Origin of the sequence: Streptococcus anginosus (genome assembly GCF_900636475.1) — a bacterium.
In the GTDB taxonomy this organism is placed as follows: domain Bacteria; phylum Bacillota; class Bacilli; order Lactobacillales; family Streptococcaceae; genus Streptococcus; species Streptococcus anginosus.
The window spans coordinates 1,441,429-1,461,490 of sequence record NZ_LR134283.1 but is presented as its reverse complement, the minus strand read 5'-3'; the positions used below and the strand labels follow the sequence as shown (position 1 = coordinate 1,461,490).

Annotated in this window: 22 protein-coding genes and 1 pseudogene; 19 read left to right on the top strand and 4 right to left on the bottom strand. The window is 40.9% G+C overall.

Annotated elements, in window-relative coordinates; translation table 11 throughout:
• Positions 1-59: 59 nt before the first annotated feature.
• From purM to purH, 4 genes are read left to right on the top strand one after another with little or no spacing between them, the layout of a single operon-like run.
• Complete coding sequence (purM, locus tag EL079_RS07145; protein WP_003032034.1) at positions 60-1,079, top strand: phosphoribosylformylglycinamidine cyclo-ligase; 1,020 nt, start codon at positions 60-62, stop codon at positions 1,077-1,079.
• Positions 1,079-1,633: a phosphoribosylglycinamide formyltransferase gene (gene purN, locus EL079_RS07140; protein WP_003032059.1), complete on the top strand. Its 555-nt coding sequence runs from the start codon at positions 1,079-1,081 to the stop codon at positions 1,631-1,633. Before purM ends, purN begins: the two co-directional genes overlap by 1 nt.
• Positions 1,634-1,687: 54 nt before the next feature.
• A complete protein-coding gene (locus EL079_RS07135) occupies positions 1,688-1,858 on the top strand; it encodes a phosphoribosylaminoimidazolecarboxamide formyltransferase (RefSeq protein WP_223349579.1) in 171 nt (56 codons plus the stop codon).
• 14 nt (positions 1,859-1,872) lie between these two features.
• Positions 1,873-3,420 carry a bifunctional phosphoribosylaminoimidazolecarboxamide formyltransferase/IMP cyclohydrolase gene (gene purH / locus EL079_RS07130; RefSeq protein WP_003032070.1) on the top strand — a complete coding sequence of 516 codons (1,548 nt, stop codon included), beginning with the start codon at positions 1,873-1,875 and terminating at the stop codon, positions 3,418-3,420.
• A gap of 58 nt (positions 3,421-3,478) precedes the next feature.
• On the opposite strand, the gene EL079_RS07125 is transcribed toward purH, so the two are convergent.
• Complete coding sequence (locus EL079_RS07125) at positions 3,479-5,413, bottom strand: GBS Bsp-like repeat-containing protein (protein WP_003032068.1); 1,935 nt, start codon at positions 5,411-5,413, stop codon at positions 3,479-3,481.
• Positions 5,414-5,609: 196 nt separating this feature from the next.
• Between EL079_RS07125 and purD the strand changes: the two genes are divergently transcribed.
• The 11 genes and pseudogenes from purD to purB all read left to right on the top strand — a co-directional run bounded on the left by purD (position 5,610) and on the right by purB (position 14,496).
• Positions 5,610-6,875 carry a phosphoribosylamine--glycine ligase gene (purD, locus tag EL079_RS07120; RefSeq protein ID WP_003032080.1) on the top strand — a complete coding sequence of 422 codons (1,266 nt, stop codon included), beginning with the start codon at positions 5,610-5,612 and terminating at the stop codon, positions 6,873-6,875.
• Positions 6,865-7,299, top strand: a complete 435-nt coding sequence (locus EL079_RS07115; protein WP_003032062.1) for a DUF523 domain-containing protein — start codon at positions 6,865-6,867, stop codon at positions 7,297-7,299. The genes purD and EL079_RS07115 overlap by 11 nt, the downstream gene beginning before the upstream one ends.
• A 237-nt stretch (positions 7,300-7,536) precedes the next feature.
• Positions 7,537-8,025 carry a 5-(carboxyamino)imidazole ribonucleotide mutase gene (purE, locus tag EL079_RS07110; protein WP_003032076.1) on the top strand — a complete coding sequence of 163 codons (489 nt, stop codon included), beginning with the start codon at positions 7,537-7,539 and terminating at the stop codon, positions 8,023-8,025.
• Positions 8,012-9,103 carry a 5-(carboxyamino)imidazole ribonucleotide synthase gene (gene purK, locus EL079_RS07105; RefSeq protein WP_003032036.1) on the top strand — a complete coding sequence of 364 codons (1,092 nt, stop codon included), beginning with the start codon at positions 8,012-8,014 and terminating at the stop codon, positions 9,101-9,103. Before purE ends, purK begins: the two co-directional genes overlap by 14 nt.
• Positions 9,104-10,054, top strand: a complete 951-nt coding sequence (locus EL079_RS07100; protein ID WP_003032049.1) for a ketopantoate reductase family protein — start codon at positions 9,104-9,106, stop codon at positions 10,052-10,054.
• Positions 10,055-10,063: 9 nt separating this feature from the next.
• Entirely contained in the window at positions 10,064-10,291 is a 228-nt protein-coding gene (locus tag EL079_RS07095) for a hypothetical protein (protein WP_003032061.1), read from the top strand.
• A 118-nt stretch (positions 10,292-10,409) separates the two neighbouring features.
• Positions 10,410-11,156, top strand: a complete 747-nt coding sequence (locus EL079_RS07090) for a hypothetical protein (RefSeq protein ID WP_003032046.1) — start codon at positions 10,410-10,412, stop codon at positions 11,154-11,156.
• Positions 11,157-11,297: 141 nt separating this feature from the next.
• A pseudogene (locus EL079_RS07085) lies at positions 11,298-11,375 on the top strand (aspartate racemase); the annotation flags it as partial.
• 184 nt (positions 11,376-11,559) lie between these two features.
• A complete protein-coding gene (locus EL079_RS07080) occupies positions 11,560-12,354 on the top strand; it encodes a hypothetical protein (protein ID WP_003032035.1) in 795 nt (264 codons plus the stop codon).
• A 17-nt stretch (positions 12,355-12,371) separates the two neighbouring features.
• The gene (locus tag EL079_RS07075; RefSeq protein ID WP_018543695.1) at positions 12,372-13,016 is read left to right on the top strand and encodes a hypothetical protein; all 645 of its coding nucleotides are present in this window, start codon (positions 12,372-12,374) and stop codon (positions 13,014-13,016) included.
• A 184-nt stretch (positions 13,017-13,200) separates the two neighbouring features.
• Positions 13,201-14,496, top strand: coding sequence for an adenylosuccinate lyase (purB, locus tag EL079_RS07070; RefSeq protein WP_003032043.1), 1,296 nt, complete (start codon positions 13,201-13,203; stop codon positions 14,494-14,496).
• 58 nt (positions 14,497-14,554) lie between these two features.
• On the opposite strand, the gene dhaQ is transcribed toward purB, so the two are convergent.
• Positions 14,555-15,541 carry a DhaKLM operon coactivator DhaQ gene (dhaQ, locus tag EL079_RS07065; RefSeq protein ID WP_003032075.1) on the bottom strand — a complete coding sequence of 329 codons (987 nt, stop codon included), beginning with the start codon at positions 15,539-15,541 and terminating at the stop codon, positions 14,555-14,557.
• 9 nt (positions 15,542-15,550) lie between these two features.
• Positions 15,551-16,087 (bottom strand): dihydroxyacetone kinase transcriptional activator DhaS, encoded by a 537-nt coding sequence (gene dhaS, locus EL079_RS07060; RefSeq protein WP_003032039.1) that lies wholly within the window; start codon positions 16,085-16,087, stop codon positions 15,551-15,553.
• Positions 16,088-16,243: 156 nt separating this feature from the next.
• On the opposite strand from dhaS, the gene dhaK reads away from it, so the two are divergent.
• Genes dhaK through EL079_RS07040 form a run of 4 tightly spaced genes read left to right on the top strand, consistent with a single transcriptional unit; the run spans position 16,244 to position 18,922 of the window.
• Positions 16,244-17,233 (top strand): dihydroxyacetone kinase subunit DhaK, encoded by a 990-nt coding sequence (gene dhaK / locus EL079_RS07055; RefSeq protein ID WP_003032073.1) that lies wholly within the window; start codon positions 16,244-16,246, stop codon positions 17,231-17,233.
• Between the two features lie 10 nt (positions 17,234-17,243).
• On the top strand, positions 17,244-17,825 hold the full coding sequence (gene dhaL, locus EL079_RS07050) for a dihydroxyacetone kinase subunit DhaL (protein ID WP_003027194.1): 582 nt from the start codon (positions 17,244-17,246) through the stop codon (positions 17,823-17,825).
• Complete coding sequence (gene dhaM, locus EL079_RS07045; protein ID WP_003032045.1) at positions 17,822-18,196, top strand: dihydroxyacetone kinase phosphoryl donor subunit DhaM; 375 nt, start codon at positions 17,822-17,824, stop codon at positions 18,194-18,196. Before dhaL ends, dhaM begins: the two co-directional genes overlap by 4 nt.
• A 12-nt stretch (positions 18,197-18,208) precedes the next feature.
• The gene (locus EL079_RS07040) at positions 18,209-18,922 is read left to right on the top strand and encodes an MIP/aquaporin family protein (protein WP_003032037.1); all 714 of its coding nucleotides are present in this window, start codon (positions 18,209-18,211) and stop codon (positions 18,920-18,922) included.
• 302 nt (positions 18,923-19,224) lie between these two features.
• Here EL079_RS07040 and EL079_RS07035 read toward each other — a convergent pair whose 3' ends face one another.
• Positions 19,225-19,941, bottom strand: a complete 717-nt coding sequence (locus EL079_RS07035) for a GntR family transcriptional regulator (protein ID WP_003032072.1) — start codon at positions 19,939-19,941, stop codon at positions 19,225-19,227.
• Positions 19,942-20,062 lie beyond the last annotated feature (121 nt).

Below are 20,062 nucleotides of genomic sequence, written 5' to 3'. Positions count from 1 at the left end.
AAAAAAACGTCGCAATCTCCAATATGGTTTTTTGACAAAAAAAGAGAAGGAAAATTATTATGACAAAAAATGCTTATGCTCAATCTGGTGTTGATGTTGAAGCGGGTTATGAAGTTGTTGCACGTATCAAAAAACACGTTGCGCGTACTGAGCGTGCAGGTGTTATGGGAGCTCTTGGTGGCTTTGGTGGTATGTTCGACCTTACAAAAACTGGCGTGAAAGAACCTGTTTTGATTTCAGGAACTGATGGTGTGGGAACAAAACTCATGCTTGCCATTAAATATGACAAACACGATACGATTGGCCAAGACTGTGTTGCCATGTGTGTCAATGACATCATTGCAGCTGGGGCAGAGCCGCTTTACTTCCTAGATTACATTGCTACGGGTAAAAATGAACCTGCAAAACTTGAACAAGTCGTTGCAGGTGTTGCGGAAGGTTGTGTTCAATCTGGTGCAGCTCTTATCGGTGGCGAAACGGCTGAGATGCCTGGTATGTATGGTGAAGACGACTATGATTTAGCTGGTTTTGCGGTTGGTGTCGCTGAAAAGTCACAGATTATCGATGGCTCAAAAGTTTCTGATGGTGATGTTCTTCTTGGGCTTGCTTCCAGTGGGATTCACTCAAACGGTTACTCACTTGTGCGTCGCGTCTTTGCTGATTATACAGGTGAAGAAGTACTTCCAGAACTTGAAGGCAAAAAATTGAAAGAAGTGCTGCTTGAACCAACACGTATCTATGTCAAAGCGGTGCTTCCGCTTATCAAAGAAGAATTGGTTAACGGTATTGCTCACATCACTGGTGGCGGCTTCGTTGAAAATGTTCCACGGATGTTTGCGGATGATTTAGCTGCTGAAATCGAAGAGGATAAAGTTCCGGTTCTTCCAATTTTCAAAGCTCTTGAAAAATATGGCAGCATCAAACACGAAGAAATGTTTGAAATCTTCAACATGGGTATTGGTCTTATGTTGGCAGTTAGTCCTGATAAGGTTGAGCGCGTGAAAGAATTGCTTGATGAGCCAGTTTACGAACTTGGTCGTATTGTCAAAAAAGCTGATGCAAGTGTGGTGATGAAATAATGAGCAAAAAAATTGCCGTTTTTGCGAGTGGTAACGGGTCCAATTTTCAAGTCATTGCGGAGCAATTTCCGGTTGAATTTGTCTTTTCAGATCATCGAGATGCCTACGTTTTAGAGCGTGCTGAAAAACTTGGTGTGACAGCTCATGCTTTTGAACTCAAAGAGTTTGATAATAAAGTAGCTTACGAAGAAGCTATTGTTACTTTGCTTGAAAAATATGATATTGATGTGGTTTGCCTAGCTGGTTATATGAAGATTGTTGGTCCGACTTTGCTAGCAGCTTACGAAGGTCGTATCATCAATATTCACCCAGCTTATCTGCCAGAATTTCCAGGGGCTCATGGTATTGATGATGCTTGGGAAGCAGGTGTTGACCAATCTGGTGTTACCATTCACTGGGTTGACAATGGTGTTGACACGGGAAAAGTGATTAAACAAGTTCGTGTGCCTCGTCTGGCTGATGATACCATTGACAGTTTTGAAGCTCGTATTCATGAAGCAGAGTATAAACTCTATCCAGATGTTTTGGAGAGCTTAGGAGTTAAGAAAAAGTAGTCCGTGTATTTGATAGCGTAGTTAGCTATTAGTATGCTGCCTTATAAGGAGATTATGATGATAAAAAAGATTTTGGTGTTTGTATTAACTTTTATTGTCGTTGCCTTTATAGTAAATGTACTATTTGGTAATCTTGAAAATCCGTTACGCCTTTGCTTGGCTTATTCTATCGGGCTTATTGCCAGTATTGCTATTGAGTTGTTTATATTTTACAAAAAGAAGTAGAAAGTAGGACTGAAATGACAAAACGTGCACTAATCAGTGTTTCAGACAAAGCGGGCATTGTTGAATTTGCTCAAGAATTGAAAAAACTTGGTTGGGATATTATCTCAACTGGCGGGACTAAGATTGCGCTTGATAAAGCAGGCGTTGATACTATCGCGATTGATGATGTGACGGGCTTCCCAGAAATGATGGACGGTCGTGTGAAAACCCTTCACCCAAATATTCATGGTGGTCTTTTGGCTCGTCGTGACCTTGACAGCCACCTTCAAGCTGCAAAAGATAACCACATTGAATTGATTGATCTTGTTGTGGTTAACCTTTACCCATTCAAAGAAACAATCTTGAAACCAGAAGTGACTTACGCTGATGCGGTTGAAAATATTGATATCGGTGGTCCTTCAATGCTTCGCTCTGCTGCTAAAAACCATGCTAGTGTTACAGTTGTCGTTGACCCAGCTGATTACGCTGTTGTTTTGGATGAATTGACAGCTAATGGTGAAACAAACTTTGAAACGCGTCAACGTTTGGCAGCTAAGGTCTTCCGTCACACAGCAGCTTACGACGCTTTGATTGCGGAATATTTCACAAAACAAGTCGGAGAAACAAAACCTGAAAAACTCACCATCACTTATGATTTGAAACAACCAATGCGTTATGGTGAAAACCCTCAACAAGACGCTGATTTCTACCAAAAAGCTTTGCCGACAGATTACTCAATTGCTTCTGCTAAACAATTGAACGGGAAAGAACTATCCTTTAATAACATCCGTGACGCTGATGCTGCCATCCGCATTATCCGTGATTTCAAAGACCGTCCGACTGTTGTTGCTCTTAAACACATGAATCCTTGCGGTATCGGACAAGCAGATGATATTGAAACAGCTTGGGATTACGCTTATGAATCTGACCCAGTTTCAATCTTTGGTGGAATTGTTGCGCTGAACCGCCAAGTTGACGCTGCAACAGCTAAGAAAATGCACGCTATTTTCCTTGAAATCATCATTGCACCAAGTTACTCAGAAGAAGCCCTTGAAATCTTGACAACGAAGAAGAAAAACTTGCGTATTCTTCAATTGCCATTTGAAGCTCAAGAAGCTAGCCAAGTTGAAAAAGAATACACGGGTGTTGTCGGTGGGCTTTTGGTTCAAAACCAAGATGTTATCGAAGAAAATCCAGCAGATTGGAAGGTTGTAACAAAACGTCAACCAAACGACCAAGAAAAAACAGCGCTTGAATTTGCTTGGAAAGCTATCAAATACGTGAAATCAAACGGTATCATCGTGACAAATGACCATATGACATTGGGTGTTGGTCCTGGTCAAACAAACCGTGTAGCTTCTGTTCGTATCGCTCTTGACCAAGCCAAAGACCGTCTTGACGGTGCGGTTCTTGCTAGTGATGCTTTCTTTCCATTTGCGGATAATGTTGAAGAAATTGCTGCTGCAGGTGTGAAAGCAATCATCCAACCTGGTGGGTCCGTCCGTGACCAAGAATCTATCGATGTGGCTGATAAATACGGCATTGCCATGGTGTTTACAGGCGTACGGCATTTTAGACATTGAGAATAGTATAAAAACCTTGGATTGATTTTCCAAGGTTTTTTAAGTTGTTCAGAGGGACTTATTTTGGATAAATGTAACTAACTGCTCCTTGTCCAGCTGCATGAGGATTGAACCAGCCGCGGAAGTTGCCAATATACTGTTTTCCAGCGTAGTTGGCCTCTTGAATCTGAATGCGTGTGTTTGAGGCAACGTGAGTAACAACTCCAACGTGACCGTAACCACCGTCTGTCCAACAAATAATAGCCCCTACTTGTGGAGTTGTACCGGTTTTAAAACCAGCTCGTCTGGCACTAGCAGTCCAGTCACCACCGTTGCCCCAATAATTGCCAGCCCAAGGCGCAAGAGCTTTGGCGCCCCAAGTGCATTGACCTTTTGGATAAGTCGTTGCTGCGGCATAATTTGGTTGGAAAGAGACAGCAGGCTTCTCTACCTGATAGCTTGTACCTGTTAGTCCAATTATTTGACCGTTGAGATTGCGGTAAACATGTGTATGGAAAAGGCCACTGCCAGTGTGTTTTTGCGTATCAACTGTGAATTTGTAAATTCCATTTCCAGCTTTAGTAGCGGTGTACCACTGAATATCATCTTGGCCGTTGACTTCAGACCAAGTCGGTAGGCTAATCTTGCCATCGCCGTAAGCATCTGTCACCGTCACCTCATAAAGATAAGTTGAGCGTTTAGCGACAGATACTTTGGTTTTAATTTTTTCTGCGGACATAGCAACCGAATCCGTTACGTAACTATGCTCGCTACCGTCTTTATATTTCACATAAATATGATTGGTGTATGTTCCAGACAAAACTTGATGATTGCGAATATCAAATGCTGCCGTAAATGTTCCGTCACCGTGATTAGTGGCTGCATACCACTTAATATTGCTTTGATTGCTCGTGCTCCAAATAGGTACTCGGACGGATTGAATCGGCTTGGACTCTGAAGTTTCACTAACTTTGACGGTATAAGTCCCTTGTTCTTGATTGATATTTTCAACAGAGAAGAATGGTTTTTGCTCTTCTTCAGAAGGCAATTTATCAGCATCAACTTGGGCAGTGATTCCAGCTAAGCCAGTAAACTCTGGTTTGACATAGCTTTCTCCGTAAAGATGAATGTGATAAGTTCCTGTGTCATAGTTGTGTTTTTTTAGCTCAACTCTAACATTGTAGCTTCCATCAGGATTTTTAGTAGCTGCATACCATTGAAGATCATCCTGTCCGTTGCGGTCAGACCAAGCCGGAACAGTTAGTTTGTAGATTGTTTCAGGAACATTTTTGATCTGAATATCCATGATACCAGGCTCAGGAAAGCTAGTCTGAATAGTAGGATTTGGTTTTTCAAGGTTAAAAGTGGTGCCATTTAATCCAATCATCTTTCCGTTTTTACTTTCATAAGTATGAACATGGTAAACACCGTATCCTTTATGATTGGATAAGTCAATTTCTGTTGTGTCTTGCCCTGCTGTATACCACTTGATATCATCTTGTCCTTTTTCGTCAGACCAAACAGCGTGTAAAATATTGGCATTTGTTTGATCTTTGTTTCGAGTAAAGGATATTTGAGCAGTCTTTCCTAAAACGGTTGTAGAAACCGTGCCGCTAGCTGGTTTTTCTACTTTGAAAGTCGTTCCGTTTAAACCAACCATTTTCCCATTGATATTGATATAGGTGTGGACGTGAAAGGTTCCATAACCAGTGTGCTGACGCAAATCAACAGCTGTAGTTGGTGTTTGGGGCGCGGAATACCACTTAATGTCATCTTGCCCATTTTCATCAGACCAAACAGCATGGTAAATGGTGTAAGGAACTTGCGTTTGCAAACGTGTATAGTTAATAGAAGCAGTGTTTCCTGAAACATTGACAGTAATATCGCTAGCGAGAGTTGCTGGATTTGAGCTTTTTTGAGTATTATTTGTTTCCGCGGCTTGAGCTGTTAGTTGAGCTGAAAAAACGCTCAACATAGCGCTGGATAGTAAAAATAATTGATTGTATTTTTTCATAAATCTCCTTTGAATAAATAATTTGGATAGTTCCATTTAGATTATTCGGGAAAAGATGAGAAAAATGGTAAGTTGGATTGAAAAATTAGAAAATGATAGCGAGATTTCATTGTTATCGAAATATTTCATGATAAACAAAGGCATAAACGAACATTTGTGGTATAATTGATATAAATAATTCGCAAAGAGGGTAATCATGAAACTTTTGGTTGTTGGCTCAGGTGGACGCGAGCATGCTATTGCTAAGAAATTGTTAGAATCTCCGCAGGTGGAGCAGGTCTTTGTGGCTCCCGGAAATGACGGGATGACGCTTGATGGGCTGGATTTGGTCAATATCGGAATTTCCGAACATTCCAAGCTGATTGACTTTGCTAAAGCAAATGATGTTGCTTGGACTTTCATTGGTCCTGATGATGCGCTAGCGGCAGGTATCGTTGATGATTTTAATCAGGCTGGACTTAAGGCTTTTGGTCCGGCTCGGCTGGCTGCGGAGCTGGAGTGGTCCAAGGATTTTGCCAAGTCAATCATGAAAAAATACGGTGTGCCGACAGCACGCTACGAAACTTTTTCAGACTTTGAAAAAGCTAAAACCTATATCGAAAAAGAGGGCGCTCCAATCGTGGTGAAGGCGGACGGCTTGGCTTTGGGTAAAGGCGTGGTAGTCGCTGAAACGGTGGAAGAAGCGGTCGAAGCAGCGCACGAAATGCTTTTGGACAATAAATTCGGCGATTCTGGTGCGCGTGTGGTGATTGAGGAATTTCTGACTGGAGAGGAATTCTCTCTCTTTGCCTTTGTTAATGGTGACAAGTTCTATATCATGCCAACGGCTCAGGACCACAAGCGGACCTATGACGGTGACAAGGGTCCTAATACAGGAGGTATGGGTGCTTATGCGCCCGTGCCACATCTGCCAGCAAGCGTGGTTGAAACTGCGGTTGAAACCATTGTCAAGCCAGTGCTGGAGGGAATGATTAAAGAGGGGCGACCTTATATTGGTGTTCTTTATGCTGGTTTGATTCTGACTGCGGACGGTCCCAAGGTCATTGAGTTCAATGCTCGCTTTGGCGATCCTGAGACGCAGGTTATTCTGCCACGCTTGACTTCTGACTTGGCACAGAACATCACGGACATTTTGGAGGGCAAGGAGCCTGACATGACTTGGACGGATAGCGGTGTGACCTTGGGCGTCGTGGTGGCTTCTGAAGGTTATCCACTTGCCTACGAAAAAGGTGTAATCCTGCCAGCCAAGACCGAGGGCGACATCATCACCTACTATGCAGGGGCTAAGTTTGATGAAAATAACAAAGCTCTGCTGTCTAACGGCGGACGGGTCTATATGCTGGTCACCACAGCTGACAGCGTTTCAGCTGCGCAGGAAAAAATTTACACCCAACTCGACAAACAAGACACGACTGGACTGTTCTACAGAACTGATATTGGGAGCAAGGCTCTTGAAAAATAAAAAATGTATACTAGTTAGTGCCTGTTTGCTTGGAGAAAATTGCAAGTACAATGGAGGCAATAATTATAATCAAGCTGTTATTGACTTTGTTGCGGATAAAGATGTCTTAGCAGTGTGCCCGGAAGTTGCGGGCGGCTTACCAGTTCCAAGAGAGCCAGTAGAGATTTTAAAAGGGCGGCCATGTGATGTCAATGGGAATTTTTATGATAAAGAATTTCAAGTAGGAATTGATCACACATTGTCTAGTTTAGCTGAAAAAAACATTGACTTGGCTATTCTTCAGTCCCGAAGTCCCTCTTGTGGTGTCAACCAGATTTACGATGGTCATTTTTCTGGTCGAAAAATAGAGGGCAGTGGTCTTTTTGCGCAAGCATTAAAGAAACGAGGCTACAGAGTTGTTGATGCTGAAGATATAATTAAATAAAGTATAGCGCTAGCTCAAGCGACCAAAGGTCGTTATGAAACTATGTCTGTTATCACTGTGGTATTTTGGGAAAGTTTGTAGCTCAAAGGTCTACAAACCTAGTCAAGAAGATTTTTTAGATGGGATGTTAGCTTTTCCTTGGCTTTTAAGAAAAGATGAGAAGAAAAGCGTAGCATCACACGAAAGAAAGTTCACGACGCCTCTACAGCCTAAGGCAGGCTTGAAAAAGGAGAAATTATGCAACCAATTATTTCTATTATCATGGGTTCTAAATCCGACTGGGAAACAATGAAAAAAGCAGCCCAAGTTCTTGAGGACTTTGGTGTTGTTTATGAAAAAAAGGTGGTCTCTGCCCACCGAACACCAGACCTTATGTTTCGATATGCTGAGGAAGTACGCGCACGTGGGATCAAGGTTATTATTGCAGGTGCTGGCGGTGCAGCGCACTTGCCGGGAATGGTGGCGGCTAAAACAACGTTGCCGGTTATCGGTGTGCCTGTTAAATCTCGTGCTTTGAGCGGAGTGGACTCACTCTATTCTATCGTGCAGATGCCTGGCGGTGTTCCTGTGGCAACGATGGCTATCGGCGAAGCGGGCGCAACAAATGCGGCTCTCTTTGCCCTTCGTCTCCTCTCAGTAGAGGACCAGGCTATTGCGATAGCGCTAGCGGATTTTGCAGAAGAACAAGGAAAAATCGCAGAGGAGTCGACAAATGAGCTCATCTAAAACAATCGGAATCATCGGTGGTGGTCAGCTGGGGCAGATGATGGCTATTTCTGCTATCTACATGGGGCACAAGGTCATCGCGCTGGATCCTGCGGCGGATTGCCCGGCCTCTCGTGTAGCGGAAATTATCGTAGCGCCTTATAATGACGTGGACGCTTTGCGTCAGCTGGCTGAGCGTTGCGATGTCCTGACCTATGAGTTTGAAAATGTCGATGCTGACGGTTTGGATGCTGTCATCAAGGAGGGTCAGCTCCCTCAAGGGACGGACCTGCTCCGCATTTCTCAAAATCGGATTTTTGAAAAGGATTTTCTCGCAAACAAGGCCCAAGTCACCGTGGCACCCTACAAAGTCGTGACTTCCAGCCAAGACTTGGCGGATATGGACCTGTCGAAAAACTATGTTCTCAAAACGGCGACTGGTGGCTATGACGGACATGGGCAAAAGGTCATTCGCTCGAAAGAAGATTTGGAAGAAGCCTATGCGCTAGCCGATTCTGCAGCTTGTGTCTTGGAAGAATTTGTCAATTTTGATCTTGAAATTTCTGTCATCGTATCTGGAAATGGCAATGATGTGACGATTTTCCCAGTTCAGGAAAATATCCACCGCAACAATATCCTGTCTAAGACCATCGTGCCAGCTCGCATTTCAGAAAGTCTGGCTGACAAGGCCAAAGCCATGGCGGTGCGAATCGCAGAACAACTTAACCTGTCTGGAACTCTTTGCGTGGAAATGTTTGCGACGGCTGATGACATCATCGTCAATGAGATTGCCCCACGCCCACACAACTCTGGCCACTACTCTATCGAAGCCTGCGACTTCTCGCAGTTTGATACTCATATCTTAGGTATTTTGGGTCAGCCCCTGCCAAAAGTAACCCTTCATGCCCCAGCCGTCATGCTCAATGTCCTTGGTCAGCACATGGAAAAAGCTGCGCAGTATGTCGCAGAAAATCCAAGCGCCCACCTCCACATGTATGGTAAAATAGAAGCGAAGCACAACCGCAAAATGGGACATGTGACTTTGTTTAGTGATGTGCCGGATGAGGTGAAGGAGTTTGGGGAAGGGATTGATTTCTAAGTGAAAGTAGCAATTTTAGGTCTTGGGGTTATCGGGACCATTTATGCCTATGCTTTTCAAAAAGTAGGTCATCAAGTGGAACACGTACTGAGAGACAGTAAGAAAAACAATGCTCCGAAGAGGTTGTCGGTTGATTTGCTAGATGGTCGCTATCATTCCAAGGGTGAAAACAAGTATGATACCTATGAGGTTCATGTGGCAGAGGCTGATTCGGAATATGATTTTATTTTTGTCAGTGTTCGTTATGGGTTTGTCAAGGAAGCCGTGGAAACCTTGCGAAAAAATAATATCAAAGGCACCCTCGTTTTCTTCTGTAATTTCTGGGATACTCGAAAAGAGATACAGGAGTGGGCAGGGGACTACGACTATATTCTAGCCTTTCCGACAGCGGGTGGTCATATGCAGGATGACCATTTGGATGGCGTCTTGTTTGACCATTTAATGCTAGAAGGTGAGCAAAGAACACAGATTTCCAACTATACTGATCTGACGGCTTTACTAGCTTCTGCAGATTTGAAGTGGGAAGTTCCTCATGATATGGTTGAGTGGATTTGGATTCACATGGCGATAAACGCAGGTGTCACTTCGACAGCTGCACGTTCGGGGAATCTGGAAAATCCAGAACAGCTGGCTCTGAACTTGATGAATAGTTCTTCGGAATTATCATTAGCTATCAAGGCCATTCAAGAGGCTTTGAAAGTCGTAGAAGCGCGTGGCGTAAATTTGAAGCTTTACAAAGCTGAACTCTTACCTTACAAAATTCCCTCATGGATTGCAGGAAAAGCCATGAAAATCATGTTTGCGAAAAATGAGTTGACCCGAAAGATTATGACCTTGCATAATGATAAGCAGGACATTTTCTACTGTTGTCAAAGTGTTTATCAGACTGGTCAGGAGTTAGGTGTTGAGATGCCTATTCTAGAAGGCAATATGAAAAACATTTCTATCTAGGAGGTTCTTATGATTCAAATCATCGTGAATGCTTTTGTTGAAAAGGATAAGACTGGAGCAGTCGTCGAAGTCTTGTATGCTAGTAGCAATCACGAAAAGGTGAAAGCTAAGTATGAAGAGCTAGTTGCACAATACCCTAAAAACTATTTGGCAATCTATGATTTACCATTGGATACTGATCTCAGTAACCTACCTCACTATCCGTCGGTAGCGATAGGGAAAGAAGAGTTTGAGTGAATTAATCACTTAGTTTGCTTAATCTTATAAAAGTTAATTGGTTTCATTACAAATGAATTAAATAATATGGTAAATCAAAAAACACTGTGAAATAAGATTGATTTTTTAGGAGGAAATTTTGGAGTTTTTTGTTAATTATGTTGTTCCTGTATTAGAGTTAATAATGTCTAGTATTGGTGTTGTTTTTCTATTTATACCATCTAATCCATCAGTTAGTGTAGATGTAGGTGATAAATACTATTTTATTCAGAATAACAATAAAAGTAGTAATCCCAATTCTACAAATCAGAGCGACTATGGTCCTGCGCTTATTGTTGTTGTGATGATTTTTGCAACCTATCTTTTTTACTCATTGGTGGGAAAGCTAATGATTTTTATCATAATGGTAATCTCTTTGATAAAAGTTCTACGATACAAGCGTTTAGGAATTGATTACAGATTGGAACTAATTCCTCCAATAATAAGTACCATCGCTTTTTATACATTAAATTTTTTACCAAGTAATGTAAAAGAATTTTGGGAAATAAATACAAAAATTAATTTTAGTAAATTTTTTGGTTTACAGTCAACTGTTGAATCGATTCTAGCCCCCTTACCAGAGTTTTTAAAGCTGTTTACAAGTTTTGAAATCAATAGAACAAGAAATATTTCAATTTTCGCTATTTTGTGTATGACTTTATTTGTTTTAGTTTTCGAAGGATTTCCTATATTTCAGAAAAAAGAAAACTTAAGGATTTCATCTAAAAGTTTTGTTGGTTTTTATTGTATATTTCTATTAATATTACTAGGATTTGCGTTTTATTATATTGAACAAAATCCTGTTAGAATTGTGACAGAAATGATTATCAAGTATTTAAATAATTGAATTATAAAGAGGGGTGACTATATTAATTATTTTTCAAAAGAGATAATGTTTCCAGGTGTTTTCACTCATGTCAAATACGGAAAACTCTCTACTAGTTTTATAATCGAAGAATAGATATGAAACGATATACTTATAGGCGGTATGAGTTGGGAAAACACGATTTCTTACTACCAAATTATAAATGAGTCCATAAAGGCAAATCTATCTGGACATCATTCAACAGCTGAAAGAAGTCGGAGTAGAAGCCATCATCTTGGGCTGTATGGAATGACCTTCTGGTAAAAGCAGTACAATTTTATGGTAAATGAGTAATTGTTTTGGTAAAATAGGAGTACGATTTTGATAGAGTATGTAACGGAGATCCAGTGTGATTAAAAAGTTTAGTGAAAAGGTATTTTGATATATGATTGATTTACAGAATGAAGTCCAATACGCTGATGAAGCTTTTGCTTTGGATTGGTACAAAGATGAAAGTGGATACACTAATATTGGGAAAGCAGTATATGATATTAAATATGACTATATAAAAAATAATATCTTATCAGATGAGCAACTTGACTATGCAATAGAGTATTTGGTAGAGCAGTTAATGCCTTTTGTTAGTGATTGCGATGCTATTCTCCCAGCTCCTAGTTTTAATCCTTATCATAAAGGTAATCTAACTGGTGAGCTAAAGATGATGTATATGATTGCTGCTTGTTTGAGTGAAGTTAGTAAAATTCCTGTTTATTTTGATATTCTTGAGAAAACATCTCCAAGTCAAGCAAAAACCTCTCAACTTAATGCCAATGATTATAGAGCAAATATCTTACCTGATGGTGTGAATAGGGTATTATTGATTGATGACTTATTTGGCAGAGGTAATACGGCAAATTTTTGTGTCAATGCGCTGAAAAAGAATAACCTTAATGTATTTGTGCGTTTTCTTTCTTTAACTAGAAATAAATTTGGTGGCATTCATACTAAATTTATTTGTAGTTTAATGTCCGATGGAGTACCACAAATTGCTAAAAATGGAAAAGAATCAATAGTCTTACATTTTACACTTAACTGTATTGATGAAAAGGTTTGGATTTGGGAAGATAGTCCTCATTATCAAGAAGTAAAAAATGCTTACATTAATGGTGAATTTGGGAAGACATTTGAATTTTACATGTATCAAAAACCCAATAGGTATTGGCAAATTGATGATAACTGATGAGGAGGATATCCACGATGAAAATGTTCATAAGCGGAAGCATTTCTAGTAAAGAGATTCCTGATGATGTTGTCAAGTCAGTTGATGAAAGTAGAAGGAAAAACTATACAATATTAGTTGGGGATGCAAGAGGGATTGATAAAAATATACAAGACATGCTTAAAGCAGATAATTATAAAAATGTAGAGGTTTATCATGTTGGTCCTAGTCCTAGAAACTTTTCAGATCGGGAATGGGTTGATAAGCGTATTCCTGTAGATATTGAAGATGAAAAATTGTTTAAAAATGGGAAATACACTAGAGAAGCTCAAATGCTAAAGGATAAAGCTATGTCTGATGATGCTGATTTTGGATTGGTCATTTGGAAAGATACTAGTAAAAACCGTTTTGGAAATATTTCTGTAAGTAAAGGTTCATTAAATAATATCTATAACCTACTCGTGCAGAATAAATATGTTGGACTATTCTATATTCCCAACCCAGAAAAAGGAATAATGAAATTCAATGATGTAGTCGAATTTGAGGAACGTGTAATTGAAAAGTTAGTTCAGAAAGAAACAAAGGATTATTACTATAACATGAAAAAAAATGCCAGCAATTCTAAGGCTGAAAAAATTATTCCAGAATCTAGTAATACCGAACAACTTTCCTTATTCAGCTAAGAAATATTGTTTTTAAAAAAACATAAAGTCTAAGAAAAATAGAAAGGAACAAGGGTCCTGTATTCTCATAATTGAATACGGGCTACGGACTTGGCCAAAAAGATAGTTTTTCCTAGAACCCTGAGGTTCTTCGTCAAAACTCCTATTTTGGCTGTGTCCGCTTAACGCCCTTAATATCTTAAACATGATCAACCGTTATTCACGCCCTGAGATGGCGAACATTTGGAGTGAGGAAAACAAGTACCGTGCTTGGCTTGAAGTAGAAATTTTAGCTGATGAGGCTTGGGCTGAGCTGGGTGAGATTCCTAAGGAAGATGTGGCTAAAATCCGTGCTAATGCAGACTTTGATATTGACCGCATTTTGGAAATTGAGCAGGAGACTCGCCACGATGTGGTGGCCTTTACTCGTGCAGTGTCTGAAACGCTTGGTGAAGAGCGCAAGTGGGTTCACTATGGCTTGACGTCTACTGATGTGGTGGACACAGCCTATGGTTATCTCTACAAGCAAGCAAATGACATCATTCGCAAAGATTTGGATTATTTCCTTAATATCATAGCTGACAAGGCGCGTGAGCACAAGTTTACCATCATGATGGGACGTACTCATGGGGTGCATGCGGAGCCTACGACTTTCGGTCTGAAGCTCGCGACTTGGTACAGTGAAATGAAGCGCAATATCGAGCGTTTTGAACATGCTGCCGCTGGTGTGGAAGCTGGGAAAATTTCAGGTGCGGTTGGAAACTTTGCCAACATTCCGCCATTTGTGGAAAAATATGTCTGTGAGAAATTAGGCATTCGTGCCCAAGAAATTTCAACTCAAGTCTTACCGCGTGACCTGCACGCCGAGTATTTTGCAGTACTGGCAAGCATTGCCACATCAATCGAGCGCATGGCGACTGAAATCCGCGGTCTGCAAAAATCCGAACAGCGCGAAGTGGAAGAATTCTTTGCTAAAGGGCAAAAGGGCAGCTCTGCTATGCCTCACAAACGCAACCCGATTGGTTCTGAAAACATGACCGGTCTGGCTCGTGTGATCCGCGGTCACATGGTGACGGCTTATGAAAATGTGTCTCTCTGGCATGAACGTGATATTTCGCATTCTTCAGCGGAGCGCATTATCACACCTGATACGACTATTCTGATTGACTATATGCTTAATCGCTTTGGCAATATCGTTAAGAATCTGACTGTTTTCCCAGAAAATATGCGCCGCAATATGAACTCAACTTTTGGTCTTATTTACAGTCAGCGCGTTATGCTGAGTCTGATTGAAAAAGGCATGACACGTGAAGAGGCTTATGACTTGGTACAGCCAAAGACGGCTTATTCTTGGGACAATCAAACAGATTTTCGTCCGCTACTAGAAGCTGATGAAGCTGTGACCTCTCGTTTAACACCAGAGGAAATTAACGACATTTTTGATCCAGTTTACTACACCAAGCGCGTAGATGATATTTTCCACCGTATAGGTTTGGATTAATATAAAATTAAAAATCCAGAGAGTGGGACAGACTCCCACTCTCTGGATTTTTGCTCTTTCACCAAGCAAAGCTATCGGTCGGAGCTGTTAAGCCTGTTATCCAAGCGCTGTCTTTCACTTGGCACAATGTAACAGAAAGCCCTGCCATATCTAGGCTTGTGATGAGATGACCTGTTTTGATAAAAGAAAGTTTCAAGCCCTCAATATCCAATAGTTGCAGGATATCGTCTGTGAAAACGAGTTCTTCTAATTTTGAAGTGCCACCTAAGTTATTGATGAGGAGAATAAACTCTTGTCCTTCTTGCCATTTGAATTTCATTTTGATTTTGTTGATAAGCTCCACAGCGAGCAGTTCGGAAGATTCAAACGTCACCATCCGATAACCAGGTTCTCCATGGATTCCAATTCCGTAGGAAATTTGACCTTGAGGCAAATCAAAGATAGGCAGTTGCTGGCTTGGTAAAGTTGTAGATTTTGTAGCCACTCCTAGTGTTGCAATGGAAGTGGAAAGAGAAAGAGCGAGCTTTTCCAATTCATCTAGACTAGTCCCTTCTTTGGCAGCTTGCCCGAGGATTTTATGTAACAGAATCGTTCCTGCAACCCCGCGGTGGCGGATTTGGAAATTGCTTTTTTCCACAGAAATATCATCATGAGAAATGATGTATTTGACTGGAATTCCTTCCTTGCGTGCTTGATAAATAGCTTGGGAAAATTCTTTAATATCGGCATCGAAGTTTTTAATAATGACAAAAACGCCTTTTCCTTGATGCAGAAAACGAATGGTTTCTAAAATATGCTCAGCACAGGGGGGCACAAAAATGGGGCCACTAATAGCAGCAGCTAACATACCATCGCCCACATAGCCAAAATGAGCTGGCTCATGACCGCTCCCGCCACCTGAAATAATGGGTACGACAGAAGAATCGTGCTGATTATGATAAATGACGGGCAGCTGTTTCAGCTGTGAGAGGTGAGGATACATGCGGGTAATTGCATTGATATTTTGCTGAATGCTTGAATGAATTGAATTGATAATGTGAACCATATACTTGCCTTAATTTTCTATAGCTGTTTTGATTAGTTGTGTCAAAAGTTGCGCCTGTTGCTGGTAATCTTGCTCAGATAAATCCAGCAGATGTTTGATAGCATTCGCAAGCGCTTGACTGTGATACTGAATGAAAAAATGATACTCCATTTCAGAATGGAAAGGGCGGGAATGATATTCTCTGACGAGTTTGGCTACTAGTTGTTGACAGTAGGTTTGAAAATAAGAAGAAAAGTCATTTTGGTCAACAATGTCAAATAATTGTGCATAAAAACTCTTATTGACGTTAAAATAGTGCAGCAATTCTTGCAGCAGCTGATAGCCAGAGATATATTCCAGATTATCTGTGACTTGCTCTCGCAACTCCGTCTGAAAAATCCATTCTAATAATTCATACTTGTCCAGAAAATGATTGTAAAACGTTTGCCTACGAATACCGGCGTCTTCCATAATTTGCCGAACAGAGATTTTTTCAAAAGCTTGTTCGGTTAGTAATTTTTTAAAGGATTTGGCAATCCTTTTTTTCGTGATTAAGGATGTTGCCATCTTCCCTCCTCAGTCTTTTTAGTTCTATTCTTAGTTTATCATGAATGATGCAATAGGAAAACTAAAAAGAGGGACAGATTTTTGATTTTGTCCGTTCCAAAATAGAGCAAAGAATTTTACAATAAAAATAAGAAACATAAAGCAAAGGAGAAACTCATGAAAAAAATTATCAATCAACCAACGGCTGTTGTGGACGAAATGTTAGACGGTCTGGCTTATATCCACAGTGATTTAGTGCATCGTGTAGAAGGCTTTGACATCATTGCCCGAAATAGCGAAAAATCTGGCAAGGTAGCGATTATTTCAGGTGGCGGGAGCGGTCATGAGCCTGCTCATGCTGGCTTTGTGGGCGATGGTATGTTGTCAGCTGCGATTTGCGGAGCGGTCTTTACTTCCCCAACTCCTGACCAAGTCTTGCAGGCAATCAAAGAAGCAGACGAGGGCGCAGGTGTATTCATGGTTATCAAGAATTATTCTGGCGACATCATGAACTTTGAAATGGCGCAGGATATGGCAGAAATGGAAGGAATCGAGGTGGCAAGTGTTGTTGTCGATGACGATATTGCTGTTGAGGACAGCCTTTACACGCAAGGCCGCCGTGGAGTTGCTGGTACCATTTTGGTTCATAAGATTTTGGGAAATGCTGCGCGTGCTGGAAAATCACTAAGTGAAATCAAGGCCTTGGCTGACGAATTGGTTCCTCAGATTCATACGGTTGGGCTGGCTCTCAGTGGAGCAACCGTTCCTGAAGTTGGGAAACCTGGCTTTATCTTAGCTGATGATGAAATTGAATTTGGAATTGGCATTCATGGAGAGCCCGGCTATCGCAAAGAAAAAATGCAGCCGTCTAAAGAATTGGCACAAGAATTAGCGGCAAAATTGAAAGACTCTTTTGAACTCAAGGCAGGAGAAAAAATCGGAATCCTTATCAATGGTATGGGGGCAACGCCGCTCATGGAGCAATACGTATTTGCCAACGATGTGGCTGGAATTCTCGCAGCAGCAGGTTTGGAAGTTGTTTACAAGAAATTAGGAAACTACATGACATCTATAGACATGGCAGGCATTTCTCTGACCTTTGTCAAATTAGAACGTGAAGACTGGCTGGAAGCTTTGAACAGTCCAGTTGCAACGATTGCTTGGTAGGAGGTACGATATGGATGCAGCATTAGCAAAGAAATGGATGCTTCTCTTTAATGAAAAAATTCAAGCCAACAAAGACTACTTGTCAGAGTTAGACACGCCCATTGGTGACGGAGACCACGGAGGAAATATGGCGCGTGGCATGGCAGCTGTCGTTGAAAATCTGGAAGGAAAGGATTTTGCCAATTCAGCAGAAGTCTTTCAAGTTGTCTCCATGCAATTGCTTAGCAAGGTTGGCGGGGCTTCTGGCCCCCTTTATGGCTCAGCCTTTATGGGAATAATGAAGGCTGAAAAAGAGGGTACTAGCTTGGCGGATGCTGTTCAAGCAGGGCTTGATATGATTCAAAAGCGAGGAAAGGCTGTTCCGGGTGAAAAAACCATGGTGGATGTCTGGTCTGGTGTGGTGATGGCTCTTCAAAAAGGAGAATTGACCAAAGAAACCATTCATACTTTGGTTGAAGCGACGAAAGATATGAAAGCAACGAAGGGTCGGGCTTCTTATGTCGGAGAGCGCTCTATCGGACATATTGACCCCGGTTCGTATTCATCAGGCTTGCTTTTTGAAGCCTTGCTAGAAGTGGAGGAAAAAGCATGACAGAAATTGGAATTGTCATCGTTTCTCATTCAAAATGGATTGCTCAAGGCCTTGTGGATTTAATTTCAGAAGTTGCCAAGGATGTCTTGCTGACCTATGTAGGTGGTACAGAAGATGGCGGCATTGGTACAAGTTTTGAACAAGTTCAAACGGTTGTGGAAGCCAACAAAGCGGAGAAGATTTTAGCTTTCTTTGATCTTGGATCAGCTCGCATGAATCTGGAGCTGGTGGCAGATTTTTCAGATAAGGACATCATCATTAACAATGTTCCCATTGTTGAAGGGGCTTATACTGCAGCTGCTCTCTTGCAAGCTGGTGCAGATTTGGCAACTATCCAAGAACAATTGAAAGAATTGAAGATTAAGAAATAAAGGAGTTTGATTATGATTCAGTATCTCGGTGAATTTTTAGGAACTTTTATCCTAGTATTGCTTGGTGATGGGGTTGTTGCTGGGAATGTTTTGAGCAAGACGAAAGAAGAAGGAACCGGCTGGGTTGCTATCGTTTTAGGCTGGGGGATTGCCTGTACCGTAGCGGTTTATGTATCCGGATTTTTTAGTCCAGCTCACTTGAATCCAGCGGTCACATTCGCAATGGCCTCTATTGGAGCGATTAGTTGGGGGCAAGTCTTTCCTTTCATTATTGCACAAATGCTGGGTGCAATGGTTGCAGCTTTTGTTCTATGGCTTCACTATTACCCTCATTGGGCTGAAACGAAAGATTCAGGCTTGATTTTAGCCAGCTTTTCAACGGGTCCAGCCATTCGCCACACAGCTTCTAACTTTTTGGGGGAAGCACTGGGAACGGCCATTCTTGTCATCACGATTATGGCAATTGGTCCAAATAAAGTTGCTGCTGGTTTGGGTCCAATCATCGTAGGAACGGTTATTTTTGCAGTCGGTTTCTCACTTGGACCAACGACAGGCTATGCAATCAATCCTGCACGGGATTTGGGCCCGCGTATCATGCATGCTCTTTTACCAATCGCAAATAAAGGGGATTCTGACTGGTCCTATGCTTGGATTCCAGTCCTAGGTCCAATTGTCGGCGGTGTCGTAGGGGCTTTGTTTTATAATCTTGTTTTAAGCATGATGTAAGAATATCAAAGGCAAGATATTTAAAATAAAGGAATTATATACTTGTACACAACCACAAAGTATGATTGTCAAATTTACAAAAATCTTGTTTCAAAATACTACATATTGTGATTGGTGTAAACTGCGATATAGTTCCCTAAAATAAAACAAACGCGAGATGAACAGTAGTTTGTCTCGTGTTTAGTATATATTTTTTTCGAAATAGTACTTTTTTGTTTCAAAATTGGTCTAGATAGGTTATAATAATCTCAAGATATAAAAAAGAACAACTGGCATTCAGATGTTCTTTACGTAAAAAATAATTAGTGATTTCCACTGCGTGACACGAACTTGATTTTAAAGAAATCGCCACGTTTGTAGGCTTCGCTATACTCTAAAATTTGCCCTGTGCTTTCTAACTGTGTTGTTTTTACTTGGAAGACGGTCGGGAAGTTTGTGTCAATATCCAGTAATGTTGCAACAGCTTCTGGTGTCGGGAAGATAATTTCATTGGTTTCTTCAAAGTGCTCATCATTCATGTGGATATGATAGTCTTGTTTAAAGCGGTTGTAGATAGAGCTATAATATTCAAGATTTGGATAATTTGCATTGATATATTGCTCTGGGATATAGGATTGATGATAGATGTAAGGGGTATCTTTTGCTTTACGAAGTCTCTCGATTTTATAGTAAAATTGATGTCCCTTCAAATCTAACTTATCAAGAAATTTCAAGTCGTTTCCGCGCTCGATCGATAAAACGGTCACTTGATCATTTTGGGTAGGAAATATCTCAACGTCAGAAAATTCAACGAGTTTGTGCTTACGCGCGCGCGACACAAATGTTCCTTTTCCTTGTTGGCGAATGATATATCCGTCTTTTGCTAGCTCATTTAAAGCTCTGACAACAGTAATAGAACTCACATCGTACATTGTGATTAGCTCAGCTTCTGTATAAAATTTATCTCCATTCTCAAATTGACCTGAGATAATCTTGCTTTTGAGTTCGTCTTTAATGTATTGGTATTTAGGGATTGCCATGTTATTCACCTCTCTTTCGCTTCCCTCTCATAAAAAATTTTACCATAATTTTTCTTAAAATGGTTAAATTTATTAAATTTTTCAAAAACTATTGACATTTCATACAAAATATATTATATTA

Excerpts from the sequence above, each read along its gene's own strand:
- purM (WP_003032034.1), top strand. The coding sequence starts at position 60 with ATGACAAAAAATGCTTATGCTCAATCTGGTGTTGATGTTGAAGCGGGT.
- purN (WP_003032059.1), top strand. The coding sequence starts at position 1,079 with ATGAGCAAAAAAATTGCCGTTTTTGCGAGTGGTAACGGGTCCAATTTT.
- EL079_RS07135 (WP_223349579.1), top strand. The coding sequence starts at position 1,688 with ATGATGATAAAAAAGATTTTGGTGTTTGTATTAACTTTTATTGTCGTT.
- purH (WP_003032070.1), top strand. The coding sequence starts at position 1,873 with ATGACAAAACGTGCACTAATCAGTGTTTCAGACAAAGCGGGCATTGTT.
- EL079_RS07125 (WP_003032068.1), bottom strand. The coding sequence starts at position 5,413 with ATGAAAAAATACAATCAATTATTTTTACTATCCAGCGCTATGTTGAGC.
- purD (WP_003032080.1), top strand. The coding sequence starts at position 5,610 with ATGAAACTTTTGGTTGTTGGCTCAGGTGGACGCGAGCATGCTATTGCT.
- purE (WP_003032076.1), top strand. The coding sequence starts at position 7,537 with ATGCAACCAATTATTTCTATTATCATGGGTTCTAAATCCGACTGGGAA.
- purK (WP_003032036.1), top strand. The coding sequence starts at position 8,012 with ATGAGCTCATCTAAAACAATCGGAATCATCGGTGGTGGTCAGCTGGGG.
- EL079_RS07095 (WP_003032061.1), top strand. The coding sequence starts at position 10,064 with ATGATTCAAATCATCGTGAATGCTTTTGTTGAAAAGGATAAGACTGGA.
- EL079_RS07080 (WP_003032035.1), top strand. The coding sequence starts at position 11,560 with ATGATTGATTTACAGAATGAAGTCCAATACGCTGATGAAGCTTTTGCT.
- EL079_RS07075 (WP_018543695.1), top strand. The coding sequence starts at position 12,372 with ATGAAAATGTTCATAAGCGGAAGCATTTCTAGTAAAGAGATTCCTGAT.
- purB (WP_003032043.1), top strand. The coding sequence starts at position 13,201 with ATGATCAACCGTTATTCACGCCCTGAGATGGCGAACATTTGGAGTGAG.
- dhaQ (WP_003032075.1), bottom strand. The coding sequence starts at position 15,541 with ATGGTTCACATTATCAATTCAATTCATTCAAGCATTCAGCAAAATATC.
- dhaS (WP_003032039.1), bottom strand. The coding sequence starts at position 16,087 with ATGGCAACATCCTTAATCACGAAAAAAAGGATTGCCAAATCCTTTAAA.
- dhaK (WP_003032073.1), top strand. The coding sequence starts at position 16,244 with ATGAAAAAAATTATCAATCAACCAACGGCTGTTGTGGACGAAATGTTA.
- dhaL (WP_003027194.1), top strand. The coding sequence starts at position 17,244 with ATGGATGCAGCATTAGCAAAGAAATGGATGCTTCTCTTTAATGAAAAA.
- dhaM (WP_003032045.1), top strand. The coding sequence starts at position 17,822 with ATGACAGAAATTGGAATTGTCATCGTTTCTCATTCAAAATGGATTGCT.
- EL079_RS07040 (WP_003032037.1), top strand. The coding sequence starts at position 18,209 with ATGATTCAGTATCTCGGTGAATTTTTAGGAACTTTTATCCTAGTATTG.
- EL079_RS07035 (WP_003032072.1), bottom strand. The coding sequence starts at position 19,941 with ATGGCAATCCCTAAATACCAATACATTAAAGACGAACTCAAAAGCAAG.